Below are 18,946 nucleotides of genomic sequence, written 5' to 3' on the forward strand. Positions count from 1 at the left end.
AAAAAAAATCTGACTTGTACCAGTTCGACCGGATGAAAGCATTCGCCGATAAGGGCGAACCGGGTCGCTTGGTCGGTGGTACGCCTAGTGGCGGTGCAGATCTTGGTTTGTGGTGCATCGAGTCACTGGAACGCACGGATCAGTATTTTACGGATAACGGCATTCCCTTAGAAATTAAGGGCACGTTAACAATCTCGGAGTATGGGGAAGATGAGTTCTAACGGTGTTCAATATCAAACCCGCCGTGGCGATATGCTCGATTGGGTTTGTCATCAACATTATGGCCAACGTCCGAAAGCCGTTGAAGCGGTTCTCGACGCCAATCCAGGGCTGGCAAAGCATGGCCCTGTTTTGCCCGCTGGCCTTGTCATCAATTTACCGGATCTCGGTCCTGCCGAGGACAAAAGCCGGATCAGTCTTTGGGATTAAGCCATGAAACCACCTGCGTTTAAAATCTTGGCCAACGGCACTGACATCACCCGAAAAATTAACGACCGCTTAGAGCGTCTTACCGTTCGTGATGCTCCTGGTATTAAGTCCGATACGGTGACGCTTGAAATCGACAATCGCGATCAGGCGGTCGAACTGCCACCAACAGGGGCAAAGTTAGAAGTGTGGATCGGTATAGGCGAGGACCTAACCTTTAAAGGTACATACCAGGTCACGGAGTTAGAAGAACCGCTCCATGAAGACATCCTGACCATTCATGCTGTAGCGGCTCAATACAAAAGCGGAGGGATTAAAGCCCCCAAGGACCGGACGTTCGATGACATCACACTAGGCGACTTGGTGGGGCAAATCGCTGGAGAACATGGTTTAACGCCTGTTATTAGCGAAGCGTTAGCCGGTATCGAGTTTGACCATATCGACCAGAAAGCTGAATCGGATGTGAACTTATTAAACCGTTTGGGCCGTCAGTATGATGCGATTGCGAAGCCGGTTGCGGAACGGTTGCTGATGACGCCAAAAGGAGAAGGGAAAACCGCCAGCGGGCAGTCCATGCCAGAAATCACGATTTCGGACCCGGCCAATTCTTCGGGGCGTGTGACCATCACCGAAAGAACGAATTATCAATCAGTGATCGCTCATTGGTTTGATGAGGATTTGCAAAAAAAGCAGACTGTGAAAGCCGGTAGTGGTGATCCCGCTTTCACCTTGCGCCGTCAGTATAGCAACGAACAGGAAGCGCAAGACGCTGCAGAGGCTGAGTTGGCCAAGCAACAGCGTGGAAAAAAGAGCTTTACGCTTGAGCGCCCATTGACGCCAGAAATGACGGCCGAGTCTCGTGTCATTGTGCAGAACCATAAGGCCAGCGCTAACGGTACCTGGATAGCGGAAAGTGTCGATCATGTCATCGAGCCTGACCGTTTTTCAGTATCCAGCGCGCGCCTTGTTACCCCGAAAAACTAACCACCAAAACCGCATGGTTCGAAATTTCCTTATGAATCTTATTGATAGGCTTGCTGATTATGCGGCTTTGAGGTCTAATAAACTGTATGGATATACAGTGATATTTTTATCACAGGAGAGAAAAAAGTGACTCATAACGCTTTAAATGACGGGACTCGATCCGGTACATTAACTAACTTAGCGCATTTATTGCGCTTTCTGGCGTCGGCTAGTGAAAACCCTGAGATTTGTGACCCTGGTTTGCACCAGGCGATTTTACAGGCGAGTTTGACGGCAAAGGAGCTTGAACAAAAAGACGCCACTCAGACGGGCGAGATCGTCGAAAAGTGAATTGCAGATCTTTTTTGGCGTGACGCTTTCCGCATCGTGTGGTAGGCTTACACCGAAATGTTGTTTTATGGCTTGTGCGTTATGGTTTGGCGACTTAGCGGGCAAGTAAGAAAATTTAACCTGGCTTAAAAAAGCAAAACCCCGCAAGAGCGGGGTTCAAGATTCGGGTCAGGAAGTAAACTAGTCACTTCTCTAAATTTGTTTTGGCGACAGAATTTAGAAGAAACCCTAAAACACAAGACTAAGTTTACTTCGTGTGCCCGGTTGCTGCAAGCCTTACAGCGAAAAAGCAATCAAAAAATGAGCGTAATTGGACTTAGTGAAGCGTCAGCGTGGCAAGATGACCGCAGTGGTTGGCGTAGATACACCCCTAAATTTGACATCCCGATGCCGAATCACCCAATCGCGAGGCGGTTGGATGCCCTTCTTTCCGGCCATAATTGGAACCGAAACCGTTTTATGCGCAAGTTGCGCAAAGATGGCGCGACGCTTAAGCGCCGCAAGCTATCCGATGGAACTTGGAAAACGAAACACATCGCGCCCCGTCGTGCCTCGATCCGTTTGGAACGAGAACAAACGCTCGATGCGCTTGTGAGAGCGATGATTTACCGCGCTGATTACAATCCCGATGCACCTTACTTGTTTGAAGTGAAAGCCAGCATGGAAGAATTGGCCAAGATGATCGGCCAGCTCCATGAGTATGCACCTGGTTATGATGGCCAGAATGGGCAATATCGTCACGGCCGCAAAGCTTGTGACCCTGTTCATGCTGCAGCTGATGACCTTGAAGCCGCGGAAATGATAGTCGTGGTACGTGAGTTCGATCAGGAGAGTAAGACCAACAAAGCGAAAAGGATCTTTCTTAGACCAAACTTTTTTAAAGGGTTTGGCCTAACGATGGACGATACTCGCTCGATGTTAGCGACTGCTCGTAAATGGCAGGAAAAAAACGGGCTATTAAAAACGGCCAAGCAAAAACGCCAGGCTGAGATCTTAAGGCTGGCTGAGTCTGAGCGTATTGCCTCTTTGGACCGCCCTTCTCTGCGTAGCTTATTAGCTCGTATTAAGCGAGAGTTTACGGGCGAGAACAAGCATACCAAGCGCGTTATGGATGCTCACCACCGTTTGAAGCAAGCGGTAAAAACGGTCACAACTAAAGCGAAGGACACACGTTCTGACACTGAAATCAGGATCCGAACGCTTATTCAGCAGCTTCCCTTTGCGTCTGTGTATGACTCTAAAAACAAAGTCGCTCAACAGCTTGGTTTAGACCGAGCGCCAGACTTCGGCTTTAATGCTGAGTTCGACAGGCTCCTCCTGGCAATGCTAGAAACCTACACATAACAATACATTTGGTTTTTATCCGCTTCGCTGCGGAGGATATGCCGCATCCACCGCATACAATCGATTAAATATTAACCGCCTCCCGCTTTCTCGATCTCTAAATTCCTCTATTACCACCGCGATCACCTCTTATTTTTTGCTGTTCCATCCCTCCGAGTTTAAATAACCTCGAAAGTATTCACCGAACTAACCGCTTTCTAAAAAGAAAGGATATAAGCCCGCCACAAGGGCGAGGCTTATCATCTCTTTCGCTTTGCTACAGATATAATGGTACCTCCCATTAAATTGCTATTAGAGCGAAGCGATAATCGCAATTAATGGGGATTAGCAATTTAACGGGCCCCAACTGCCAGCATAAGCAAAGTGCAACGTGTAAGACCAACGATATAGCTGGCAGCGCTGTAAGTCCCTTTTGTCATTCGACAGGAGGCTATAAAGCAACACGATCAGACAGTGGAACCGACTCTTAACCCCCTTCACTTTATTCAACCACATCACCAAGCCTTCTTTCGCTTCGCGAGGTCTAGCAAGAGGATGAGGCGAGATTTAACAAAGCACTGTGCAACTAACCGCGCCGATGAAGTTCAGTGCCCTATTCAACATCATCGAGCGGCTTGGTGCTTCGCTTGCGCAAGCGCATCGCTTATCCCTGCGGGGCTAGTATCCGCTCGTGGTAGCTTTTGTGGGTGCGCTTCTGGGCGCAAAAAAGAATAGTTGCACAATAGGACGAAAAGTCCTAATATATACATCGAAGGCCGGGCAGTGTGCCAAGGCCAAAGCCGAGAGAAATCGCGATGAAAGGTATGATCCAACAACTTGATGAAACAACATTTTATTTAGAGAGCCGTGGTAACAAAATGACGCTGTCACTTGTGAGCGATAGCTGGGGTCGTCACTGGCAAATGCAGACAGACAACGCAAGCCATCGTGCTTACCGTGGGTTGGGTGTGAAAGAGTTTGCGACGCTAGAAGAAGTCGAGAAAAATTACAAAAGCTGGCGTGGTATTGCTGCCCTGGTAAATGCATAAGGCAACAGCAGGGCGGCTTTGCCGCCCTATGGAGACATAATGAGTAAAGCACCAAAGTATGATAATTCCCTGTTGCGGGATCTTCGCATCAAGAGAGGTTTATCTGTTGATGAAATGGCGGCTGCAGCTGGAGGCTTACACAAAGGCAAATGGCTTAATATCGAACATGGTTGTCGTCAAGTTAGGCCAGAGGATGCCGAGAACGTCGCGAATGCGTTAGGGGTGCCTATCGAAACTATCACGCCTTTTATTCAGTCTGGAGAGAACGAAAGGTGCAATGTTATCCGTGATGAAACTTTAATTCCGTTCGGGGGTGATTGGATCCAACCAACGGGCGAAGAAGTTCGCGCGATGCTGGCACAGTGTGAATTGACTGGGAGCGAGGCTGCGGCGCTTGTTGGTGTAAAGGATGGCCGCACGGTTAGAAAGTGGACTAGCTTTGATCCTGATGCGGTTGCAGAGGCAAAACGCCTGGGTAAAAAACATAACATGACGCCGATCCCGTTTGCTGCGTGGGCCATCTTAGCGGAGCGCGCAGGTTATGGCTGCATATGGAAGTGAACTAAGTGATTATAGAAGCCGCCACTCTAAGGCGGTTTTTTTGTGCCTGGCGACTGGCTTTTGGTAAAGAAATAAAGAATTAAAGAAAATAACGCTTGCCAGATAGGACGAAAAGTCCTAGTATTTATATCGAAGGCCGGGCACGGTGCCAAGGCCATAACCGAGAGAAATCACGATGACTAACAATCAAATCATTGCAAAAACCATTCTTGAACAACTAGGCGGTGGTCGTTTCATGGCGATGACTGGCGCTAAAAACCTGGTCGCCATTGAAAATGGCCTCCAGTTCGACTTACCTCGCACTCGCCACTATGTAAAAGATGGAATCAATAAAATTCAAGTGATTCTGGATCCGTCTGATACCTACACAGTTCGTGGACTTAAATGGATGCCTCGCAAGTATGAGTTTAAAGAGTTGGCCAACCAGCCTGGTGTTTATGCTGACACGTTTCCAACGGTTTTTACTAATATGACTGGGCTAGATACTCGCCTGTTTTAATTCAAAAGGAGGCCGTCGGTTTGATGGCCTTTTATTCACTTTATGGGTCAATAAGGCTTCAAGTTGTGAGTGAAGCGATACCTTGGTTGATGGTTGTTAGTTATTATTCACTCTAGAGGTGATTAAGATATGAAGAAGACTCGATTTTCTAAAAACCAGAATGATGCACTTTTTATCCTGGCGCTTTTGGAAAGTAAGCAATTTGAAGGTGCGGTTCCAGTGGCCAAGATGCGCACCATGATTTCACAGCCTCGTGAGGGTGAGCTCGATGCATCGAACTTTAGAAAGAGCCTCCACGCCTTGGAGGGTAAGGGCTGCATCGAACTGTTGAGGGCGAAAGATTTAAGTTTGGCTGCACAACTAACCAAAATTGGACGTCACCAGGCAGCGAAGGTTTACCGGGAACGCACTGGCGAAGAACTGGACATAAAGCCGGTTGATGATGAACAAATGACAATATTTGATAATGACCAATAAGGAAAAATTCAATGCAGCACACTACCAACCCAAATGAGCTGACATATCCTATTAAGCCAATGATTATTGTTGATGATTTCAAGGCTGACGTAGTTTTCGTGTCTTTATCACCCGAGATCCCGCTTTCTAGCTTTTCTCTGAAAGAGTGTTTTACAAATGTGCAGTTCAAGAACGGCTGCGAAAAAGCCTGGGCGAATGAGTTAAGAAAAATCGCAGACCAGTTAGATGGTCAAGAATCCAAATAGAGTAAGAAGGACGATGAATAGTATGCAGTCAAAAGATAAAGAGCTTATTGAGAAGTTGGAAGAAGCTGAAAAGACTATCAAAGCGATAAAACATGGTCTTGAGAGAAAAGTTAGAGACCAAACTCAGCTTGAGGTTATCAATATGGATGCGAAGGCGCTTGTTGATGTTAGCCAAGAAATTGAAATGATCACTCAGTATCTAGAATAAGAGGGATAGTTGTGGGTAGAAAGCTAAAGCCAAATGGTTATATCGCCGTTTGTCAGTGCGGAAAAGTGGTTGGTGCTATCGACCTAAACCGAACTGATAGGCAGGATTCGGGAAAGGTTCTTGGTCAATGGATTTCGGATGGCTGCGAATTGAAACCTCAGTTCGACAGCACTTGGCAAGTGGATGTTTCATCATGCAGCTGCGATAACTAAAGGGGAGTTGGACATGAAAGAAAGAGAATGTACCTGGATTCATGGTGATACAGAGTTTCGTTTGAGAACTGAGAGCCAAAAAGGATACTACGTAGCGTATTTGAGTATTGATCATGATGTTTCGGTCAGGGTATCGAACCCGATTTCAATTTTTATCCGTTTAGATGCTCTTACTGCACTTGACGAAAAATTTTATGTAATGGTTATCGATGGCATCGAGGTGCGAAATATTCCAGAAAAAGCAGCAAAAGAAATTTCAAAGACACTTGAATGCGAACTTACTGAACATTGTGACAAATGCGGAAAAGAAGATGCTTTGATTTTTGATTTAACTGGTGAGAAGGAGCACATTTGTTTGGCTTGCTCTGAGTAAAAGTGAGTTAAGACAAGAAAACCTGATCTTTTGGCGGTTTCGACTCAAATCGGCCGCCAAATCATTCCGAGAAAATCCCCGCCTAAAATCCCGTCAAACTGAAACAAATTTACAACATCAAAAATCGCCTCTCGATCTTGGGTTATCTGTCAGTTTTGACAGATTAACGCGCTCAGCACGTCAAAGCTGACGTAATACCGCCTAAACTTCGCTATTTACCATAATGGGCATAATGACCACCAAATAATGGGTTATGGATTTCGTTTTATATGGATGACGCTCGACCATGCTGCCCTGGATCGGATACCCTCAAAGCCGGTTATATATTAGAGGTGATATTCATGCTTAAAAAACTGTTCGTCGTCCTTGGTGGATTGGTGGCGTTGTCTGGGTGTAGTGACGCCAATTCCGAATGGCTTAATAAAGGGTATTCGGTCGGGCTTGATCGCCAAGGGTGGGCCGAGGCGAATCACGAAACCCAGCTCGGAACGGCTGGCCATTGGTTAAAATCGCTCCAGGACAAAGGCTTTTTGAATGCGCCAGAACTGACAGAGGGTGAAGCACTTAAGGAGAACGCTGCCATATTAATGGACTGCATTAATAAAGCCTTGCCAGTTTCTAATGGTGAGATTAATTACCTTGTTGCCGATTGCGTTAAATTGAACGGTTGGTCTAAGCCTTAATTCGTGACTTGCCTGGTGTGAGGGGTGGCCAAGTTCAAAAAACACCGCCCCTGTCGTTTCTTGTGATACGTGTCTGTTTTAGTATGTGTGAAAAATAACAGCGTGACGCGTCACGCTCACAGGAATAAAAATAATATGAAATATGGCTATGCGGTACGTGATAATGATCTGGGAATGCAGTTAAAGGCTTTACACGATTTTGGCTGCGATGATATTAGCTTCGGTGATGAGCTGCCCCAGGTTATCGAGGGTTTGAAACAAGGTGATGTGCTGGCGGTTTGGCGTTTGGATAAACTAGCGGCTGATGTGGCCAGTGTGGAGTCTGCGTTTAAAGAGGTGCATCGCGCCGGTGCGTCGATTGAGTTGTTATTTGAAAAGCTGAATTCGATTTCTGATCACAAAGAGATATTAAGCCAACTGATCGATGTTATGAAAAAAATTGAGGAAAGCTAATTATTCTTTTGTGTTGCTTCTGTAGAGAATCATTAGCATAGATACAAGCGCCGTTCTTACTTCTGGCGGTAGCGTTCGCGCTGCAGCTGCCACATCCCAAGGGGTGGTTTTGTCTACCCCTAACATATCGAGCGAAATGTCCAGATCGGTTGTCTTTAGCTTTTCGACTAAAATTCGATAGTGGGACATTTTCATGTCGGTTTCGCCCCGCTCGATGCGCTGATAGGTTTTTAACGTTACTCCAATCATTTCGGCGATGTTCTTTTGAGAGAGGCCCGCCGCCTCTCTGCGCTCCTTTAGCGCGGTTATTAACGGATCATATGACATCGACTCCCCTCCTGTTTAATTAGACTCACGTCACACTCGATAGGACTTTTTTTTCCGTATATCGCTAAGTATAGGACTGTTTTTGCAATTGCTATTTACAGGGCCTATTGCGCCACTGCATATTCCACTGGTCGCACCAATTTTGATGACGACAAAACATATATGCAGTTGGAAGGTATGTTTATTTAATGGATAAGAAAAAAACGATAATCAGCACCAAGCTGAATCAGATGGCGACACTGTTGCAAATTGTTGAGGATTTAAACAAAACAAGCGATTGTGTCGATCATGAAATCTATTGTGCAACGACGTTGCTCAAAGGCTTAAGGACGGATGTAGCAGAGATAGTCGAAGGTGTCGATTAACAAAAAAGCCCCAGAACGGGGCTTTTATTATATGCGGTACATCCAAGCGCATGACTTGAACATCCTGGTTATCTCTGGCGTTCGCTCGATACCATGTTTATCGAGTATCCAGTCTTGAATGCTTCGGTATACTTCATGGAAGCATCGATTATGCAACCGCCTGTCGGTCTTGATTTGCTTACCATTCACTGTTATCTGAGCAATGAGCAGTGGGATTTCTTTCCCTTCTATCTTGCGAGTGCCGGTTCTTAACCCTTTGACTCGGCCATCCTCATGAAAAACCTTGTTGATATCGAGGTTCAATCTAATCGCGCGCATTCTCCGACGTTCCTGGAGTTTCTTGATCTCCAAATCGGCTTTGTGCTTTGCCTCGTCTGCTGAACCATGTTTATTGAAAAAGAAGTACCGCTGAACGCCGAGAGCTTTGTCTTGCACTCGATAGGCGCGTGGGGTTTCTTTGTTTGGGTATAACATCGGTGTCATATTGGCTCCCGTTCAAAATAAAGGTTCTTGTCTGGGTTCTAGTGGTTCTGGTCGCTGTGGGCAAGCGTGGACATCAATCCCTGGCTCTTTTAGGTACAAGTGGCATTTCTCGTTCCAGAACACCTCAGCGTTGCTTTTTAGACACTGCCCGACACGTTGCTTTCTTGGCTCGATACTGAATCCGTAATTATCGACCTTGGGCGCGAACTGGTCATGCTTCCAGCCCTTTTGTTGGTAATGCTGACAACTAAAACAGGTATCAGGTAAGCTCATTCTGGCTATGTTCATGCGTGACCCCCTTGCCTGGTGATCTCCTGATAACACATTTTAGCTATCGCCTCGCCGATGGAATCCGGCTTATCTTTTAGGTACTCGATCACCTGGTCGGCTGGTTGATACATAAGGTCGCATAGACGCATCGCGCCCGAGAGGGTATTATTACTTTGCAGCATAATTAATTTTCCCATTGGTTGTGTTGTTGATGCCGGCGGTTGCAGGGGTGAGATACTTCAACCGACCGGCTTTCCTTTTTCACGGCTTACCCGTGGTGTTCCTTCCAGAACTCAAACATTCTTTTGAATTGGTCTATCTGAGAGATATCGTTTGTCACACAGTAGACTTTCCACTCCTTAACAAACTCCTTATCCGTTTTAAAATTTAGTGGTGCGGTTGCTGCCTTCTGGCTGTTTTCCTGACCGTTTGGCGCGGTGCTTACCGTAGGTGGTGTGCCTTTCGGGTTTGGTTTCTGCTTTGGTTTTTTAGGTGCTTCTAATGCCATGCTTGGAACTCTCTTTAAATCTTTAATTCATTAATTCGTTAAGTCTGTCGATGATCGCTTGAGTCATTTTCTCTGCGGCTTCTCTTGGACCTTTAAACTTGCACTCGATAGCGGCCAGGCCTTGATCGTGTGCACCTCGTATGGATGGTTTTTCCGGTAGAGGGTGAGGCACAGTGAAGTATGGGGTTTGTGACATGTAGTCGATAGCGTATTGAAGCTCGGCATCACTTCCCGTCGTTCTGCAGAACACGAACACAATCTTGTTTCGGTCTACGCCGTTTTTAACCAGGTCGTTGGCCAGAATGACGCACGGCTCCATATCATCCAATCCTAGCCCCGTAGGGATGACCACCAAGTCAGAGGCCAGTGATACCTCTAACGTTGCACGGTTGGCCATTGGTGCACCATCAAAAATAAACAAGTCGTAATTATCGGCCTGTTTTAATGCCTGGCTAGCACTGCCAAAGATTTCTACAGCGACGACTGGCTCCACTCCTGCAGCGAGGCGACGTTTATGCCAGGTGAAACTGGTTGATTGATTGACATCGAGGTCGGCGATTTTGACGTCCCATCCAAACCCGGCATGAGCGGCGGCAAGGTTGCGACTGGTTGTTGATTTGCCAACGCCACCCTTTTGCTGAGCGACTGCTATTTTATATCCCATTGGTTGCTACCTTTCGTTAATTAAAGATTTCTTTAAAGGTTTAGGGGTATATTAGGACTATGCGTCCTATTTGTAAAGAGGGAGAATTAAATAATTAAAGAAATAAAGAAAGCGGGACAGGCCCGCTTTTGAGGTGGGTTAGTACGGCTCGACATCTTGCGGCTGCATTGAGCCTTTATTACATTCCTGACAAGTGGCTCCGATTTTGGAGACAGTAAACCAGTTGCCACAATCTGGGTTATCACATTGGCAGTAATAGCCATCATCTTCGGCCCAGTAACATTCAACTATCCCGGCTTCTACTAACTCGATCACTCCGCCTTGGTTACATTGTCCGCATGTAACGACATCACCTTCGTTTAATAAGTCAGGGTTCGCGCTGTTTGTTTCAACATTGTGCGGCCCTTCGTGATTGCATCGAGGGCAGGGTCCGAGCCAGTTTACTTTTAATGGTTCCATGTGTTGATCCTTACTCTTTCCATTTCGGCGGCGTTTCATGTGTAAGTCCTGGTATTTCCATCGAAAGACTGTTCGCATCTTCTTTGGAAAAACCAATACTGTTTAGTGTTTCTACATCGATGTCATGAGCAAATATCAATCTGGTTAGTAAATGCCTTAATCTGTCTGTTTCTTCAAAGGCGTTGCTCATGCTGCACGTTACAACGGGGTAGGTTTTACCGTCGAGTTGTACTTCACGAGGAAAAAAAGGAAGTGATTCGTTTAATACTATGGTTGAGTTATTCATGACCGCCGGGTCCTTATTTCACTTGTTTTAGATAGGTATCAATATTTTGGTGAATGACTTCGAATTCGATGACCCACACTAAATCATCGGGTTCGCATTGGCCGTAAATCTCGCGCCAGGTGTGTCGGAACTGAGGGAAGCTGCCAAACCCTTCGCGGATTACCTGTTCTGGGTCTTGGCGGAGTTCTTTCATTGTTTCGATTCGAACGTCGGTAACTTTTAGAGTAAGTCTGCTGGCGTGTCTTGGCATGTGAATCGATGGCACCCATTTATAGCCCCGAACCTCATGGTCCTGGCAGTTTGCTATGGACTCTCTTTCACTCGCTTTATATCGATACTCATGGATTTCAGAAATATTACGCGGATTCACTTGTTGGTAATCGTTATGGCCTAAAGCGGCAAAAGTTTCGCGCACGTAAATTAGGTCATCGACAAAGCAGGGCGCTTTCACAAGATCATGTTGATACTTATCGTCAAACGTTCCTTTTCGGATAAGCGCTCCCCACTTCCCTTTTTTTGGGTGAGAAGATGTAATCTTAGTTGGCTTACGGTCTTTAAGTTCCCAGCCTGGAGTAACTTCTAGCGGTCTGCGAGTGACTGTTTTACGCCCATCCAATAGAGCGCGAACCAGCTCAGTTTGAAATAACATTGGAACAGTTTTCATTTTTAAGTCTCCTTACGCTGCTTCGCTGTTTAAGTTGGTTTGCACTAGGTCATTAGGTGTGACGTTCCCGTTTTGGCTAACGTTGACATTAAATAGCCAGTCCTCAGCGAACTGTTGAACGTCTTTCGGGATACGTACACCACCAGGGGGCGCTTTGTGGGTGACAATGGTATTTGTGGCCACATCGTAAGAAATGAGCTTTGCGGTGCCGGATTGGTGCATGTGTAACAGGGCTCGGCTTTGATGTGTCTCGCCAGTTTCTTCGTTCTGAGAGGTGATCACCTGTGGCCATAAAATCAAATGGTGTTCGTCTTTATGGAACAGGCCAGTGAAGTCCATGTTTTGTTTTTCTAACTGCAGTCGCTTGATCTTCTCGATAGCTTGGTTTTGCTTCACTTTGAGGTCTTGGTTTTCTTGGCGGTACTGCTTGTTCTCTCGCTCCAGGCGCGCGTTTTTGTCATCTTTCTCTTTGCTTTTCTCTTTGACGCGCTTGATCTGTTCTCGTAGCTTTTTCGGGTTATCGCCGCCTTTCAGTTCATTGATTTGGCGCTGCAGCTCGTTCGAGCGGGTGCGTGACATTTCCAACTCTCGGGTTAATCTCTGGTTTTCTGATTCCAGTTTCATCTTGGCCTGAGCGACTTTCTCGGCCGTGACGAGAATGGATTTCATCTCTTCAATTGTTTCCTGCAGTTCGCCGATCTCTTTTCCCATCTCCACCATTTGATTGGCGTAACCTTCGGCACGGTTCTTATGGTGGTGATAGTCTTCCAGCTTGGCGTTCTGTTGGTTAATGGTTTCCGCCATTCGGTCGGATTCCTGCACCATTTGATTAAAGTGGCCAAGGAAAGCTTCGAGTGTGTCAGCGGCCTGGTTGTTGAGTTCAAGCGGTTGTAATTCCATTGTGTTAACTCTCTTTAATTCGTTATTTCTTTAATTCTTTATTTTATTTCGACGTTCGGTGGCTCTGGCCAATTCGCAAGGTCTGCACCAGGAAAGTAAGCCGTCCGGGTTCTTGGCACAGTTGTGAAAAAAGTCGCTATGTATCGGTAAGAACTGATGGCATCGAGTGCAGCGCTTCTCGATACCATCTTCGCCAATGCGAACAATCCCGAGGCGTAGTCGGCTTTCAAAAATGGCGGCAGGTAAGTAACGCTCCGGCGGGTAAATTTTTTGGATAACGTCCGAAGGTGGGATCTCGAACTTTTCGCCGATGGTGTCGAGGTCCATTCCGTCCACTAATAGAGCGCTCATAAGGCTAATGTCATGCGGTGTGATGTCTTCCATGCTTAGCCCCCTCATGCCGCTTGGTCTTGTTGTTCTTGTTGCTCTAACCAGGCGCGCCCTTTTTCCATTAAGGCCAATTTGGTGACAGGGTCGTGTACGGTTGGTCCGCAATAAAACGCCGGGAAGATGATCGCGCACATCGGTTTGTTTAACGGGTCTTTCATGATTTCGCCCGTTTCCGCATTCACAAACTCGATACGGCCAGAAGCCCACTTTCTGACGGTGGTGCCTTTGCGGCTTTTGGGCCCTGACTTGTAGGTGTGGTCGTAGTAGTAACCAGTGATGTGGCGAATGATGCAAGGTTGCCCCTCTGGCCACCATTCTCCGGAGCAATCGTTCGGTACTAAAAACACGGTGGTAAAGCCTTGCTGTTGCTCTAAACGCGCTTGTTGTATCCACGGCAAAATGTTGCTGTAAGGGGGGTTAAGCCAGCCTGTTGCGTTTGCTCCCGCCGGAACGCTGGCTTTCCAGTTTTTACCCAGACCATTTATCTCTTTGGTGAAGTAGGTTTTCACTTTGGCGGATTTGTGCGTCGCGGCAAGGTCGATACCGAATTGAAACTCGGCATCGAAGGCGGCAAACAACCACGGCACGGTGGAGGTTTGATCGCGGTATTCTTCTTTGGTTTTGCTGCGTTGTTGGTGATTTTTTCCCATTGGTTGTGTTCCTGAGTTAGCAAGTAAATTCGCGACCGCTGCGAACGGTGCGGCTGTATTCGGTACGAGTGCGGGTTCTGGTTCTGAGCGCTTGGTCGTCGAGGTCACTGACGACAGAGAAACAAAGGACCAGGCACATCACGCGTAAAATGCCCATTTCAAACGCACGGGTGATCATGTGCATGGGGGTTTTGGCTTGGAGCTTGAGCCGGATGTCTTGCTCGATGAGCTTGAGTTCCGGCGGGGTGAGATCGAGTTCCTTGCCGAGCTGTGAAGGGCGTTTCCCTTCGGCATGGCCTTTTAATACGGCCAATTCATCAAAATTCAGTCCCATCCCTGGGACCAATTCGAGACTACTCACGAGAATGATCCTCCAGTTGTAGGCTGTCGATTTGGGTCATCATTTGGTCGAAAGCGGTTTTCACCTGGTTGGCTTGGAAGTACGCCGCGTTGACCAGGGCGTGTGTTTCATCATCGAGTTCGCCATCCAGCGCTTTTTCGAGCAGGGTAGTTGTGGCCAATAAGTCCGCCAAGGCCGCTTGGGCGGTTTGCTTTTGTTGGCGCTGCACGTTGCGAAGTTTGGTCGGGGTATCGACGCGTATCAACGAAAGTTCGCTGCACATGGTATTTCCTTAGACGTTGTTTGTTTTGCTGTATCGTTGTTTTTTGTTACTGCAAAAAGTTGTTAATGCTGCCATAAAAAAACGCGACTCGGCCGCGCTTTTAAAGCGTTCGGTTACTGGTTCGGTTTCCAGCAGCCTTTGAAGACGTAACGACCGACCACTTTCAGATTGGTGGTGAAATCATCTTCACTAAATTGTTGCGTTGGGGCGTGGCGTTCGTCGTCCGCGTAAACGCTGTAACCGGATCCGATGTCTCGACGCACATAACGAACATACAGGTCGCCCGCTTGAGTTTGCAAGGCATAGATATCGGTGTCGGTGATCTCATTCGCACTTGTGTCAATCAGCAGTGAGTCGCCTCGACTGAATTGGCTGTTCATTGATTCATCTGGCGCGGTGATGAGTTTCAAACTGTGCTCATTGAGGCCGCGTCGTTTGAGCGCTTCCACATTGAACGCAAGTTCGTCATCTTTGCCGCCTTGCTCCTGGTTCACGTTCGCCGTGATGTATTTATTCGTTTCAACGCCGATCCCAGGCTCATTTGACCAACCGGATAAATATTGCGGTGTGGTATCGAGCACCTTGGCCAAGTATGGGTAAAGTTCAACGCCTGGACTACGCTGGGCACATTCCCAGTTTTGCCAGCGGCCTGTGCTAATGCTTTCCGGAGCAACCCGAGACGCCGCCTCGGCCGCTTCCCGAGCGGTCCACTTCTTTAACAGTCGGCGTTCCCTGAGTCGGTCGCCGATGATTTCTTTAATATCTGATTTCATTATTTACACCCTGTCTGTTGGGCTTTTTTGTTACCTGGATAACGTTTTTATTGAATTCTTTAATTCGTTAATCGCTGATTTTCTGTCGCTATAATACCACAAAATACCACAATTCGCGGAAATTGCCACATCTCGATCATTGTCATAACAACGTTTTGTTGTTAATCTGTATCGCAAATCGCGGAAAGGACAACTAAATGAGGTTTCAAGACTGGATCAAATCGAAGGGTTTCGGCGGGCAAACCTGGCTGGCCCAGATGATTGGGGTCAGTCCTAAGACGGTGAACGAGTGGGTTCACTTGCGCCGTTCGCCAAAACCTCAAAGTAGAAACAAGATCCGACGCATCTCTGGCGGGAAAGTCGATTTCAGTCTGTTCGACCTGGAGTACGAGCAAGCGCAAGCAGAGAGGGCAGCATGATTGTGATGGCGTTATTAGGCGCGACAGAGGAACAGAGCGAGGCCGCGTATCAAGCGCTGGTGAGTGAACTGGGTTCGGGGCGGGTTCGTCGTCTGTATTTGGGTTATTTGCCCGATCCTGCCGAAAGAGCGCGCCGCCTTCGAATGGAAACGTCCGGGCGCTGGCCTGATGACATTGTCACGCTGTTTATTGGTAGCGGCTGCAAGGAAGAATTGCAGACGTTACGCGGTATGGAGGCGTTCGTTTGTCATCAATACGGTGCTCTAACAGATGATTATGACCATCTGGATATCCAGCCACACGATTTCATGATCAGTGAATTTCGTTGGGCTCCATCCCACGTTATCAGCATCGTTGAGGCTTGGTCCGAATGTTACGTCCGAAAGCTGGATCGCCGCCGTAAACGTCGAGAGCAGAAAAAGAGGACCGCGGCATGAGCATGACCCGAGGCGCGGTGATGTTAGGGCAAAAACCCCAGTTTCGCCGTTTTCTGTCGCAACTGCTCGACGTTCAAGTGACCGATGAAGCCGAAGCGGCTAACGCGGTAAGAGCGTTCTGTCGCATCGAGTCCCGTCGTCAGTTAAATACCAACGCCGCGGCCGCGGATCGCTATCGTCAGCTGATCCGCTTTTTTAATGATTGGATGAACAACAAACCCTTACAGCAGGAGAACTCCCGATGAGTGTGAAGAATCGCTTTGCGGCGACCAGTGAGCAGGACGCCGAGGACCAGTTAAAAGCGTTGTACAGCGGCAAGCCAGTAAGAACCGGCTCAACCGCTCACCATCGCATGACCTGGTTTATCAAAAGTCGTCAGGTGACGATGGCGCGCGCCAGTTCACACCGAAACGGCCGCGGCGAACCGATGTACCTCGTGGAAGTGAAGTAAGGCGACGTAATGGCTAACTGGGATGAGATTTTTGACCAATGGGCACGCTGGGTTCACCAGGGCGCATTGGTGCCCGGTGGCCAATCTGTTTTGGGCAAGCTGATCGAGTGTCAAGGGGTGTTCGGTGGCGGTGGCGGCGGTGGCCCTGTTTTAGATTGCATCGAGGCCGATGTTGAGGCGGCGGTGTTACGTTTGGCGGCAGAAGATCAGGCAGCTGCAACCACCTTTCGTATGGAGTATGGCGCGATTGGTCATACGCAAGACGATACCCAGTTAAAACGAGCGCTCCGAGTCGGGATCAGTTTGCCCACCTATAAGCGCCGCTTAAAGAAAGCGCGCGACCATGTGATCAAGGCATTAACCAAGAAAAGGACCCAAGACAATGTATAGAACCTCTAATGAACGTCATATTTTGAACCACAAACAACGTGACCACTCTCGAACCATTCCGTTGGTGAAAGCGAACCCGGACAAGGTCAACCGCCGTCGTCGCATCGAGGACATTCTAGAACAGCGTCGCCTTGATGGCTTGTTTAACCTGTAAAGAATTAATGAATTAAAGAAAGTGAAAGAGCTTGTTTTATTCGGTGTCACCTTGCCAGCGGCCTATGTGCTTCTGGCTTGGCTGGCAAGTTAGGCCGGGGCCAGTATGAAAAATAAAGTGATAAAACTCACTGACAAAAACCTCAAAGCGGAAGCGAGTGGCGATGTGTATACGTTGCGGGAAGAAAACAGCCCGCTGCGGTTTCGTTTCCATGCTGGTCGCGATGAACACGGCCATCGTCAAAGCGGGACCTGGTACATCGTTCGCTGTGATAAATGGCATTGGCTCGGTCACTGGCCCGCGTTAACCGCCCCAGCGGCGAAAAAGGTCGTTCCTGAAAAGTTGGCGCAGTTGGCTATCTCAGCCAATCAAAGCGTGGCCGTCAGTAACTTTGAAACCGTGGGCGATGTGTTGTCCTGGTATTTGCCTCGCGTGGCCAAAGACACCAACCTGTCAGCCCCTCGCAAAGCCACGATTAAAAGCGCCATCAATCGCCACTTGATCCCCGCGCTGGGGTCGTTGGCCATTGACTCGCTACACAGTGCGGTGCTCGATGACGTATTGATTTGGCCACTGCAGGAAACGCACTCCTTATCGACGGTGAAATCGGTGCTGGCCATCTTAAAACAAGCCTTCAAACGTGCGCAGAAACAAAAGCGCATCGAGTCGAACCCACTCAAAGCGGTGTTCTTTTCGGACTTCTTCTCGGTATCGATTAAAGAGAAAGATGGCCGCTTATTCGCGTCTGACATGCAAATCCTGTTCGAACGCCTCCTAGGATGTGACCGTGTCACGCAATGCCTGACCGTCATGCTCATTGGCCACGGCACTCGCATCACCGAAACCCGATTCGCCAAGTGGAGCCACATCGATTTGATGGATGCGTATTGGCGTATCCCACGCAGCGACACCAAAACCAGTGAATGGCATAAGTTGCCACTCTCGCCACAAATGGTTGAGTTCCTAACGCAATACCGTGCCTGGCAAACCAAGAAAGGCTATCGCGGGGTGTTTCTGTTTCCGGGTCATGGCCATGCCAAGCCCATCAGTTACAGCACATCAAGAACATTACTCAAGCAAGTCAGTGAGGGGAACTGGAGTGCGCATGACTGCCGTAAAGCCATGAAAACCATCATGACCGACGCTTTAAGTATCAATGATGCAGTGAGTGAACGCATTCTCAACCACGCGATGGACAGCATTCGCAAAGCCTATGACCAAGCGCTGTATGACGTGCCAATGCTCGAAGCGCTGACGAAGTATCACACCTGGTTAGACCGTCGAGGATTTCAAGCATTACGCGACGAGACAGAGACGAGATCACCAAGATCCTTTAAACACGACGAGTTAAGTCACTGCATGGCCTGAGTCAGCAAAGCAGCCATCTATCACAGGGGAATAAACAATATGGGAATTTCATTAGCGAGAAAGCGCCAGAGTCAGTACGAATCAGTCAGAACGGTTGTGGTTAGTACGCCTTTATCAAGGGGCGAAAAACAACGAGTAATCAATAACATAAAGAGATATACAGGTCACTGCGTGTGGTTTGCTGGCACAGAAATGCCGGGGACCCTGGGGCGCTGAAAGTCAACCACGGGTGCGAGGCCCGCGGTATTTGAGAAATTTTCGGATCTCCTATGCGCCGTCAGCACTCTCGCCAGATCCCTGACGAATCGCAGATCCCGCAAGGGCTGAACGGTGACGAAACGATCCTTTTTAACGAGATAAATGCCGATGCGATACATGAACATCACCCAGATAGCCATCACTTTCGACCTGAGTCGGGACACGGTGCGAAAGCGGCTTCGAGCGGCGAACGTCGTCTCGGCCATGAAGGGAAAGAAGCGCGAAGATCTGTATGACATGGCCCAAGTCGGTCCCGCGTTATTTAGTTAAACACCTGTGAGGTG

The 18,946-nt window shown here is 48.1% G+C and carries 37 protein-coding genes; 23 read left to right on the plus strand and 14 right to left on the minus strand.

Going from position 1 to position 18,946, the window contains the following annotated elements; all coding sequences use genetic code 11:
- The 15 genes from ACF8OV_RS00030 to ACF8OV_RS00100 form a co-directional block, all read left to right on the plus strand.
- The coding region (locus ACF8OV_RS00030; RefSeq protein WP_392404269.1) for a phage tail protein at positions 1–221 on the plus strand (221 nt) is incomplete at its 5' end.
- A complete protein-coding gene (locus ACF8OV_RS00035; protein ID WP_392404270.1) occupies positions 211–429 on the plus strand; it encodes a tail protein X in 219 nt (72 codons plus the stop codon). The genes ACF8OV_RS00030 and ACF8OV_RS00035, both read left to right, overlap by 11 nt.
- 3 nt (positions 430–432) lie before the next feature.
- Entirely contained in the window at positions 433–1,410 is a 978-nt protein-coding gene (locus ACF8OV_RS00040) for a contractile injection system protein, VgrG/Pvc8 family (protein ID WP_392404271.1), read from the plus strand.
- 126 nt (positions 1,411–1,536) lie between these two features.
- Positions 1,537–1,740 carry a hypothetical protein gene (locus ACF8OV_RS00045; protein ID WP_206971473.1) on the plus strand — a complete coding sequence of 68 codons (204 nt, stop codon included), beginning with the start codon at positions 1,537–1,539 and terminating at the stop codon, positions 1,738–1,740.
- Positions 1,741–2,040: 300 nt separating this feature from the next.
- Positions 2,041–3,084, plus strand: coding sequence for a hypothetical protein (locus ACF8OV_RS00050; RefSeq protein WP_392404272.1), 1,044 nt, complete (start codon positions 2,041–2,043; stop codon positions 3,082–3,084).
- A 794-nt stretch (positions 3,085–3,878) separates the two neighbouring features.
- Positions 3,879–4,112, plus strand: coding sequence for a hypothetical protein (locus tag ACF8OV_RS00055; RefSeq protein ID WP_140350581.1), 234 nt, complete (start codon positions 3,879–3,881; stop codon positions 4,110–4,112).
- Between the two features lie 39 nt (positions 4,113–4,151).
- The gene (locus ACF8OV_RS00060; protein ID WP_392404273.1) at positions 4,152–4,673 is read left to right on the plus strand and encodes a helix-turn-helix domain-containing protein; all 522 of its coding nucleotides are present in this window, start codon (positions 4,152–4,154) and stop codon (positions 4,671–4,673) included.
- A 175-nt stretch (positions 4,674–4,848) separates the two neighbouring features.
- Positions 4,849–5,172 carry a hypothetical protein gene (locus tag ACF8OV_RS00065; protein ID WP_392404274.1) on the plus strand — a complete coding sequence of 108 codons (324 nt, stop codon included), beginning with the start codon at positions 4,849–4,851 and terminating at the stop codon, positions 5,170–5,172.
- 129 nt (positions 5,173–5,301) lie between these two features.
- Positions 5,302–5,649: a hypothetical protein gene (locus ACF8OV_RS00070; protein ID WP_392404275.1), complete on the plus strand. Its 348-nt coding sequence runs from the start codon at positions 5,302–5,304 to the stop codon at positions 5,647–5,649.
- Between the two features lie 11 nt (positions 5,650–5,660).
- Positions 5,661–5,894 carry a hypothetical protein gene (locus ACF8OV_RS00075; protein WP_243190402.1) on the plus strand — a complete coding sequence of 78 codons (234 nt, stop codon included), beginning with the start codon at positions 5,661–5,663 and terminating at the stop codon, positions 5,892–5,894.
- A 22-nt stretch (positions 5,895–5,916) separates the two neighbouring features.
- Positions 5,917–6,102, plus strand: a complete 186-nt coding sequence (locus ACF8OV_RS00080; RefSeq protein WP_318092625.1) for a hypothetical protein — start codon at positions 5,917–5,919, stop codon at positions 6,100–6,102.
- A gap of 11 nt (positions 6,103–6,113) precedes the next feature.
- Entirely contained in the window at positions 6,114–6,314 is a 201-nt protein-coding gene (locus ACF8OV_RS00085) for a hypothetical protein (RefSeq protein ID WP_392404276.1), read from the plus strand.
- Positions 6,315–6,327: 13 nt separating this feature from the next.
- Positions 6,328–6,687 (plus strand): hypothetical protein, encoded by a 360-nt coding sequence (locus tag ACF8OV_RS00090; RefSeq protein WP_392404277.1) that lies wholly within the window; start codon positions 6,328–6,330, stop codon positions 6,685–6,687.
- Positions 6,688–7,028: 341 nt separating this feature from the next.
- The gene (locus tag ACF8OV_RS00095) at positions 7,029–7,370 is read left to right on the plus strand and encodes a hypothetical protein (RefSeq protein WP_392404278.1); all 342 of its coding nucleotides are present in this window, start codon (positions 7,029–7,031) and stop codon (positions 7,368–7,370) included.
- Positions 7,371–7,505: 135 nt separating this feature from the next.
- Positions 7,506–7,823 (plus strand): recombinase family protein, encoded by a 318-nt coding sequence (locus tag ACF8OV_RS00100; protein WP_193243532.1) that lies wholly within the window; start codon positions 7,506–7,508, stop codon positions 7,821–7,823.
- Here the strand turns inward: ACF8OV_RS00100 and ACF8OV_RS00105 are convergent, their stop codons facing one another.
- Positions 7,824–8,150, minus strand: coding sequence for a helix-turn-helix transcriptional regulator (locus ACF8OV_RS00105; RefSeq protein ID WP_193243534.1), 327 nt, complete (start codon positions 8,148–8,150; stop codon positions 7,824–7,826). It abuts the gene before it with no gap.
- A gap of 188 nt (positions 8,151–8,338) precedes the next feature.
- Between ACF8OV_RS00105 and ACF8OV_RS00110 the strand changes: the two genes are divergently transcribed.
- Positions 8,339–8,515: a hypothetical protein gene (locus tag ACF8OV_RS00110; RefSeq protein WP_392404279.1), complete on the plus strand. Its 177-nt coding sequence runs from the start codon at positions 8,339–8,341 to the stop codon at positions 8,513–8,515.
- Between the two features lie 27 nt (positions 8,516–8,542).
- Here ACF8OV_RS00110 and ACF8OV_RS00115 read toward each other — a convergent pair whose 3' ends face one another.
- From ACF8OV_RS00115 to ACF8OV_RS00175, 13 genes are all read right to left on the minus strand, one after another.
- Complete coding sequence (locus ACF8OV_RS00115; RefSeq protein WP_392404280.1) at positions 8,543–8,998, minus strand: hypothetical protein; 456 nt, start codon at positions 8,996–8,998, stop codon at positions 8,543–8,545.
- 12 nt (positions 8,999–9,010) lie between these two features.
- On the minus strand, positions 9,011–9,286 hold the full coding sequence (locus ACF8OV_RS00120; RefSeq protein ID WP_140350636.1) for a hypothetical protein: 276 nt from the start codon (positions 9,284–9,286) through the stop codon (positions 9,011–9,013).
- 250 nt (positions 9,287–9,536) lie between these two features.
- Entirely contained in the window at positions 9,537–9,776 is a 240-nt protein-coding gene (locus tag ACF8OV_RS00125; protein WP_193243539.1) for a hypothetical protein, read from the minus strand.
- Between the two features lie 22 nt (positions 9,777–9,798).
- The gene (locus tag ACF8OV_RS00130; RefSeq protein WP_193243541.1) at positions 9,799–10,440 is read right to left on the minus strand and encodes a ParA family protein; all 642 of its coding nucleotides are present in this window, start codon (positions 10,438–10,440) and stop codon (positions 9,799–9,801) included.
- Between the two features lie 138 nt (positions 10,441–10,578).
- On the minus strand, positions 10,579–10,899 hold the full coding sequence (locus ACF8OV_RS00135; protein WP_140350633.1) for a hypothetical protein: 321 nt from the start codon (positions 10,897–10,899) through the stop codon (positions 10,579–10,581).
- A 10-nt stretch (positions 10,900–10,909) separates the two neighbouring features.
- Positions 10,910–11,185, minus strand: coding sequence for a hypothetical protein (locus ACF8OV_RS00140; protein WP_392404281.1), 276 nt, complete (start codon positions 11,183–11,185; stop codon positions 10,910–10,912).
- A gap of 13 nt (positions 11,186–11,198) precedes the next feature.
- The gene (locus tag ACF8OV_RS00145) at positions 11,199–11,849 is read right to left on the minus strand and encodes an ASCH domain-containing protein (protein ID WP_392404282.1); all 651 of its coding nucleotides are present in this window, start codon (positions 11,847–11,849) and stop codon (positions 11,199–11,201) included.
- A gap of 12 nt (positions 11,850–11,861) precedes the next feature.
- Entirely contained in the window at positions 11,862–12,749 is an 888-nt protein-coding gene (locus ACF8OV_RS00150) for a hypothetical protein (protein WP_392404283.1), read from the minus strand.
- Positions 12,750–12,779: 30 nt separating this feature from the next.
- The gene (locus tag ACF8OV_RS00155; RefSeq protein WP_193243549.1) at positions 12,780–13,133 is read right to left on the minus strand and encodes a hypothetical protein; all 354 of its coding nucleotides are present in this window, start codon (positions 13,131–13,133) and stop codon (positions 12,780–12,782) included.
- An 11-nt stretch (positions 13,134–13,144) separates the two neighbouring features.
- Complete coding sequence (locus ACF8OV_RS00160; RefSeq protein ID WP_392404284.1) at positions 13,145–13,789, minus strand: DNA N-6-adenine-methyltransferase; 645 nt, start codon at positions 13,787–13,789, stop codon at positions 13,145–13,147.
- A 16-nt stretch (positions 13,790–13,805) separates the two neighbouring features.
- A complete protein-coding gene (locus ACF8OV_RS00165; protein WP_206971492.1) occupies positions 13,806–14,150 on the minus strand; it encodes a hypothetical protein in 345 nt (114 codons plus the stop codon).
- Entirely contained in the window at positions 14,143–14,412 is a 270-nt protein-coding gene (locus ACF8OV_RS00170; RefSeq protein ID WP_140350625.1) for a hypothetical protein, read from the minus strand. Before ACF8OV_RS00170 ends, ACF8OV_RS00165 begins: the two co-directional genes overlap by 8 nt.
- A 113-nt stretch (positions 14,413–14,525) precedes the next feature.
- Positions 14,526–15,185: an XRE family transcriptional regulator gene (locus ACF8OV_RS00175; RefSeq protein ID WP_140350624.1), complete on the minus strand. Its 660-nt coding sequence runs from the start codon at positions 15,183–15,185 to the stop codon at positions 14,526–14,528.
- Between the two features lie 415 nt (positions 15,186–15,600).
- Between ACF8OV_RS00175 and ACF8OV_RS00180 the strand changes: the two genes are divergently transcribed.
- The 7 genes from ACF8OV_RS00180 to ACF8OV_RS00210 all read left to right on the plus strand — a co-directional run bounded on the left by ACF8OV_RS00180 (position 15,601) and on the right by ACF8OV_RS00210 (position 18,898).
- Positions 15,601–16,041 (plus strand): hypothetical protein, encoded by a 441-nt coding sequence (locus ACF8OV_RS00180; RefSeq protein WP_392404285.1) that lies wholly within the window; start codon positions 15,601–15,603, stop codon positions 16,039–16,041.
- Positions 16,038–16,286 carry a hypothetical protein gene (locus ACF8OV_RS00185; RefSeq protein ID WP_392404286.1) on the plus strand — a complete coding sequence of 83 codons (249 nt, stop codon included), beginning with the start codon at positions 16,038–16,040 and terminating at the stop codon, positions 16,284–16,286. Before ACF8OV_RS00180 ends, ACF8OV_RS00185 begins: the two co-directional genes overlap by 4 nt.
- A complete protein-coding gene (locus tag ACF8OV_RS00190; protein ID WP_140350620.1) occupies positions 16,283–16,492 on the plus strand; it encodes a hypothetical protein in 210 nt (69 codons plus the stop codon). The genes ACF8OV_RS00185 and ACF8OV_RS00190 overlap by 4 nt, the downstream gene beginning before the upstream one ends.
- Positions 16,493–16,501: 9 nt before the next feature.
- Positions 16,502–16,882 carry a hypothetical protein gene (locus ACF8OV_RS00195; RefSeq protein WP_140350619.1) on the plus strand — a complete coding sequence of 127 codons (381 nt, stop codon included), beginning with the start codon at positions 16,502–16,504 and terminating at the stop codon, positions 16,880–16,882.
- Positions 16,875–17,036, plus strand: coding sequence for a PA3496 family putative envelope integrity protein (locus tag ACF8OV_RS00200; protein ID WP_392404287.1), 162 nt, complete (start codon positions 16,875–16,877; stop codon positions 17,034–17,036). The genes ACF8OV_RS00195 and ACF8OV_RS00200 overlap by 8 nt, the downstream gene beginning before the upstream one ends.
- 105 nt (positions 17,037–17,141) lie before the next feature.
- The gene (locus tag ACF8OV_RS00205) at positions 17,142–18,404 is read left to right on the plus strand and encodes a tyrosine-type recombinase/integrase (protein ID WP_392404288.1); all 1,263 of its coding nucleotides are present in this window, start codon (positions 17,142–17,144) and stop codon (positions 18,402–18,404) included.
- Between the two features lie 269 nt (positions 18,405–18,673).
- Entirely contained in the window at positions 18,674–18,898 is a 225-nt protein-coding gene (locus ACF8OV_RS00210) for a hypothetical protein (protein WP_392404289.1), read from the plus strand.
- Positions 18,899–18,946 lie beyond the last annotated feature (48 nt).

Origin of the sequence: Vibrio sp. GLN_1 (assembly GCF_043106015.1) — a bacterium.
GTDB lineage: Bacteria > Pseudomonadota > Gammaproteobacteria > Enterobacterales > Vibrionaceae > Vibrio > Vibrio parahaemolyticus.